Genomic DNA, 5,797 nt, shown 5'->3' with positions numbered 1-5,797 from the left:
GATTGTACATCGTGTCCGTCATGTCGCGCATCAGGACGACGTGCTTGCCATTCTTCTCCATCTGGCGCAGGCCGAAGGGGCGACCAGAGACGCACATGTTAAGGTGTACGCCCATGAGGATCACATTGTCGATGTTCCGCTCTTCGAGCAGATTCCAAATTTCGACACCGCTGTCGCTGATGGCGTCTTTCTCCTGATCAATTCGCAGCACGTCGATCTGCTTCGTCCACGGCGCTTTCGGATTGAGCCCCTTCGCTGCAAGTTCCTTGGCCCAGGCGGCATGCTCGGCAGCATCGTCATCCTCGCCGCCATCGGTTTGATCCAGCGGATACACAGCCATCTCTTCCGCCGGGATCTGCTTGCACCACTCGGCAATCTTGTCCGGCAACCGCGCAGCAGCAGACGCAGTCTTCGCACGTCCACGTGCAGCCGTGCCTTCATAAGGCTTCATGCAACTGCTCGGCGCATGGATGATCAGCACGCCATCCTTGCGTGCCTTTTCGAGCACTTCATTCATGCGCGCTGCCATCTCGACCTCACGCGTCACGGCGTTTTTGCAGTGGTGCAGGTCCCACATGTCACAGACGATGATGGCGCTGCGGGATGGCAGCCAGGCTTCCTTCACCAGCGTCGCCTTGCCGGCGGGAGCGCGCGATTGCAGTGTGAACGGGAGCGGTGCTTCAACGGCGAAAGCCGAGACGGTGAATGCGAGGAGGAGAGCGAACGTCTTCATGGATTATCGGGAGAGTTTTTCGTGCAGTTCATGGACCTTGGCGGCGATGCGTTCTTCCACGCTTTCCGCCCAACCGGCCGCAGCTTCATAGCCGCCTTCTTTGAGGACGCGCAGGCTCGGGACATAGCCGGTGTAATCATTGGAATAACCGGCCACCCAAACACCAGCGGCACCGGCAAACTCACGCTTGAAGCGCAGGGAGTAGTCCACCACGACCTCGCTGCCGAGCGTGATGAAGGTGAGGTCGTTGCCGAGCTTGATGACCTGCACCGGGTAGTCATGGTCTGCGCGCCCTGCCTTGGCGTAGCTGAGTTTGATCTCCTCGTAGGCAGCGCGGATCAGCCCCTGCACGGGACGTGGATTGACGGCGAGAGCCATTTCAACGGCGTTGGAAAGCGAACGACCATGCTGCATGGAAAGCTCCAGATCCGTGACACCGGGAACGACATCGCTGCGGCGTGGATAAGGGTTCTGATCAGCGCCGCAGCCCATCAGGAACAGTGCCGTGAAGCCAGGTCGGTGCTCCTGAAGGTATTCCTGCGCGAAGCCCGCGTAGTCACCGCACCAGTTGTAAAAGCCAAGGCTGGTGTTGTGGCAGGCGTAACCAAACAGGGTGGCCCGCAGCGTTCCATCAGGCGCTTCGACGCGCAGTGCCGGCACCTCATGATCGACGGGACCATCCGGATTGGGCGCTTTGTTCGCGTTGGGATGATCCGGCGGCAGCGTGTAGTCCCGACGACGATTCATCGCGAAACCACAGCGTGCCTTGTTCCATGTGAGGCGTGCGGGCTGCATTTCCTTGAGCGCCTTGCCGATCAGGCCAACGAGGTCGTTTTGCAGCTTCTGCGTGTAGTCCCACAAGTCTTTGGCCTTGGGGTTGTCCTTGTCTGCATCCGTCAGCGGAGTCGTGCGAAGAGAAGGCCCACTGTGCGTATGGGACGCGTTCATCACCAAATGGGCAGGCGGCAGCCCAAATTCCTTCTCCGCACGCTGCGCCACCGCACGACGCAGAAGCTGTGGCACACCGATGAGATCGAGCGTCACAAACACCAGCTTGTTTCCCTGCTCATCTTGCAGAGCCAGAGCCTTGGCAAACAGATCCTGGACCTTGCCTTCCGCAGGTTTTTTGCGTCCCGCGTACCCGGCCATCCAGAGAAGCTTCTGCGGCGTCACCGCGACGGTGGCCGTTCCAAATTTCCAGTTCGCCGGCACGTGGGGAGCCACGGACTTCGGCGGACCAGCAGGCGAAAGCGGCGTGGCTCCGGGCGGTGCGGCAAGGACGGCACTGGCACACAGAATGGCGAGGAAAAAAGCGCGGAGCGACATGCACAAACTACGGGCGAACCCACGTTGTTTGTTCACTCCTCACCCATCTTTCATGCGCCTCGCCTCTGTCCTCACACCGCTCAACGATCACCATCTGGCCCTCGCGGCCCAGTGCGGCGTGGAAGAAATTACGGTGCGCTATCCAGGGCCGGAATTGGAACCTCTGCTGCAAACCAAAGCGCAAATCGAGCGCCACGGCATGAAGCTGGGCATCATCGAAGGCTATCTGCCCATCGAGAAGCTCAAGCTCGGAAAGGACGATGGCAGTGACATGACGGCGATGAAACAGTTGCTTGAACACATGAGCGAGGCTGAAATCCCGCTGCTCTGCTACAACTTCATGGCCGGCACCGACTGGGTGCGAACCAAATTGGATGCCAGGGAGCGTGGCGGAGCGCTGGTGACGGCTTTTGATCTCAAAGAAGCGCAGCAAGCCATGTCTTTGAACTCGGCGGCGATTAAGGCTGGCAGCGAATCAATCAAAGCGGATGCCCTGTGGACGAATTTGGAGCGCATGCTCGCCGAACTGCTCCCTGCGGCAGAAAAATACGGCGTGACCATGGTCATGCATCCCGATGACCCGCCGCTGGCCGAATTCGCCGGCAAGGCGCGCATCATGAACAGCGTCGAAAACTTCGAGCGGCTCATGCGCCTCGCTCCGAGCCAACACAATGCGATCTGTTTCTGCCAGGGCACCTTTGCGGAGATGGGTGCGGACATTCCCGCCGCCATCCGCCGACTGGGCCCGCACATCCGCTACGTTCATTTTCGCGACGTGCGTGGCAATGCAGAGTGTTTTGCCGAGACGTTTCATGACAACGGCCCCACCGACATGGTTGCCGCCATGCGCGCTTATCACGACATCGGCTTCACCGGCCCCATGCGTCCCGATCATGTGCCGCAGCTCGACGGAGAAGAAGATGGCGAGCCCGGCTACACCATGATGGGCCGTTTGTTCGCCTATGGCTACATGCGCGGGCTGATTCAAAGCATCCAAGCCGGCCAGCCATCATCGCCTGTCTGAAGAGCGGTGGATGAAATCTCATGGAACCTGACCCAACCAACCCGAATCACGGCTGTCTTCCTCCTTGGAAGACCGACGATCTTCCCGCGCCGCTGCCATTCAGTTTGCGCAATGCGCTGCGCACCATCGGGCCTGGGGCCATCCTGCTCGTGGGGGCCATTGGGATGGGCGAGTGGATCGCAGGACCGTTGTTTGTGGTGCAGCACGGACGCAGCGTGCTGTGGATCGCGACTCTGGCGTTTGTGCTGCAATCGCTGCTGAATCTCGAAGCGGTGCGCTACACGCTCTACACTGGCGAGCCGGTGCTCACGGGCTTCATGCGGATGCGGCCGGGATCGCGGGTGTGGGGCGTGTTTTATGCGCTGGCGGGCTTTGCGCAGCTCGGCATGCCTGCGGCGGCGGCTGGATGCGCAGGTGTGGCGTTTGCGATCCTGCAAGGGCGTGCTCCGACGAATGGCGATGCGTCGACTGTGACGTGGATCACGGTCGCGATCGTATTGCTCTCGGCCGTGGTGCTCGCATCAGGCAGAAAGGTCGAGCGACTGCTGGAACGGATGTCGTGGGTGATGATCATCTTCATCTTCGGTTTCCTGCTGTGGGTGAACTTCACCTTTGTGCCGCTCAAGGACTGGACCAGCACGCTGACAGGCTTCTTCTCGTTCGGAGTGGTTCCTGAGAAGGTCGATTTCGTGATGCTGGCAGTGTTTGCAGCGCTCGCAGGCAGCGGCGGCATTGGCAATCTTGCCATCTCCAACTGGTTTCGTGACAAGGGCTTCGGCATGGCTTCCAAAGCGGGCAACATGGGTGGCGTATGGAGCACGGAGCAGACATTGGCCCCAGCAGGCAGCGTGTTTCCGATCAACGTGGAAAATATGAAGCGCTGGCGCGACTGGTGGCGTTACGCGATCATTGATCAATCCGGCCTGTGGATGCTGGGATGCATCGTGGGCATGTTTTTGATGGTGAATCTGGCCTCGTCATTGTTTCAGCCCGGCATGCAGGTCACCGGCGTTTCGGCGGGCGTGTTTCAAGCGGCGGAGATGCGCAGGCTGTGGGAGGGCTTCTGGATTCTCGGCCTCATGAACGGCTTCTGGATTCTGTTTTCGACGACACTGACGAATGTGGACGTGCTGGCCCGCGTGGTGGCAGACATGGCATGGGCGGGCGGTGCGGTGCCGAAGAAAATGCCGGTGGGGCGGCTCTATGGCCTGCTGCTGCTCGGCTTCACGGTGATCGCGTGCTTCGGCGCATTCCTTGGCGATGCGAAACTGCTGCTCATGATTCTCGGTGCCACCGCCGCACCCATCACGGCCTTCTCCTCGCTGCAAATCCTGCGCCTCAACACCACGCTGCTGCCGCCTGAGCTGCGCCCGCCTCTGTGGCGCAAGATCGCGCTCGTCTTGTGCGCCTTGTTTTACGGCTTCATTTCATTCGCCATGTTCCGCCAGATTTTCTCCCACTGATCCCCTCATGTCACGCATCACCGCCATCGAAACCGCCATTCCCTCCGGCATCATGCCGAATCTGCTGCTCGTCCGCATTCACACGGAGGACGGGTTCATCGGCTGCGGCGAGACGTATTACACACCGCATGCCATCTCGGCGTTGATTCACGATTGGATGGCAGAGCGCCTGCTCGGAGCCGATGCGCTGGCGATTGAAGCGCACTGGCGCTTCCTCTATGAGCGCTGCACGCCGTTTGGGCATCCGGGCGCGGAGATGCGCGCGCTGTCGGCCATTGATCTCGCGCTGTGGGACATTCTTGGGCAGGCCTGCAACCAACCGGTGTATCGCCTGCTCGGCGGGCCGGTGCGTGATGCGATTCCCGTGTATAATACGAGCGGCGGTCCGAGTTACGGCGCGCTGGCAGGTGCCACAGAAGCTCCACGTCATCCGGGCTGGCCGGGCTATGGCGACATCGGCAGCAAGGGACCGCTGCAAGACAACTGGGCCTCACATTTTGCCGCCGGTGACCTCGCTGAGGAACTGCTCGCCGAAGGCATCACCGCGATGAAGCTGTGGCCCTTTGATCGTGCGGCACATCGTAACGGCGGTCTGCACATCTCCTGGGCCGATGTCGAAGAAGCCATGAAACCCCTGCGGGAGATTCGCGAGCGAGTCGGCATGAAAATGGACATCGCCATCGAAGGGCATGCTTTTTTCCAGCTCCCGGCGGCGTTGCGCATCGCGGAAGCGTTGCGCGAGATCAAGCCGCTGTGGCTCGAAGACGTGCTGCGCGTCGATAACGTCGCCACGCTCGCTGATTTTCGTCGCAGAAGCGGTCTGCCCATCGCGGCGAGTGAGATGCTGCTGGGCCGCAAAGAATACCTCAGCGTGCTGCAAGCACAGGCCTGCGACTACTGCATGGTCGATCCGACATGGAACGGCGGCATCAGCGAAACCCGCCGCGTCATCGACATGGCGCAGACCTTCAACGTCCCTGCGACAATTCACGACTGCACCGGCCCGCTCACGCTGTTCAGCGGCCTGCATCTCGCGGCCTCATCGGCCAATGTCGTGTTTCAGGAGACGGTCCGCGCGCACATCCGCTCATTCTACGACAAACTGGTCGATACGCTGCCAGTCATCGAGAACGGGAAGGCGCAGCTGCCCACGGGAACGGGCCTGGGGACAAAGTTGAAGGACGAGCTGTTCCGTGAAGGAGTAAACGGGTGGAGGAAGAGTGTGGTGAAGTAGTTGAGTTCAACCGCCAC

General features: G+C 60.6%; 4 protein-coding genes and 1 pseudogene. 3 read left to right on the top strand and 2 right to left on the bottom strand.

Annotation, left to right across the window (positions count from 1 at the left end):
• Both PSV43_RS04835 and PSV43_RS04830 read right to left on the bottom strand, forming a co-directional pair.
• Positions 1-733: pseudogene (locus PSV43_RS04835) on the bottom strand (isochorismatase family protein); the annotation flags it as partial.
• 3 nt (positions 734-736) lie between these two features.
• Entirely contained in the window at positions 737-2,059 is a 1,323-nt protein-coding gene (locus PSV43_RS04830; protein ID WP_300194347.1) for a neutral/alkaline non-lysosomal ceramidase N-terminal domain-containing protein, read from the bottom strand.
• Between the two features lie 52 nt (positions 2,060-2,111).
• Here PSV43_RS04830 and PSV43_RS04825 point away from each other — a divergent pair, with 52 nt between their 5' ends.
• The 3 genes from PSV43_RS04825 to PSV43_RS04815 are packed head-to-tail and all read left to right on the top strand — an operon-like array spanning position 2,112 to position 5,780.
• Positions 2,112-3,083, top strand: a complete 972-nt coding sequence (locus PSV43_RS04825; protein ID WP_300194345.1) for a mannonate dehydratase — start codon at positions 2,112-2,114, stop codon at positions 3,081-3,083.
• 20 nt (positions 3,084-3,103) lie between these two features.
• The gene (locus tag PSV43_RS04820) at positions 3,104-4,546 is read left to right on the top strand and encodes an Nramp family divalent metal transporter (RefSeq protein ID WP_300194342.1); all 1,443 of its coding nucleotides are present in this window, start codon (positions 3,104-3,106) and stop codon (positions 4,544-4,546) included.
• Positions 4,547-4,553: 7 nt separating this feature from the next.
• Entirely contained in the window at positions 4,554-5,780 is a 1,227-nt protein-coding gene (locus PSV43_RS04815) for a mandelate racemase/muconate lactonizing enzyme family protein (RefSeq protein ID WP_300194340.1), read from the top strand.
• The last annotated feature ends 17 nt before the right edge of the window (positions 5,781-5,797 follow it).

Source organism: Prosthecobacter sp., assembly GCF_029946185.1.
In the GTDB taxonomy this organism is placed as follows: domain Bacteria; phylum Verrucomicrobiota; class Verrucomicrobiia; order Verrucomicrobiales; family Verrucomicrobiaceae; genus Prosthecobacter.
Note: the sequence above shows the minus strand (reverse complement) of the source record. Positions and strands in the feature narration are given on the sequence as shown.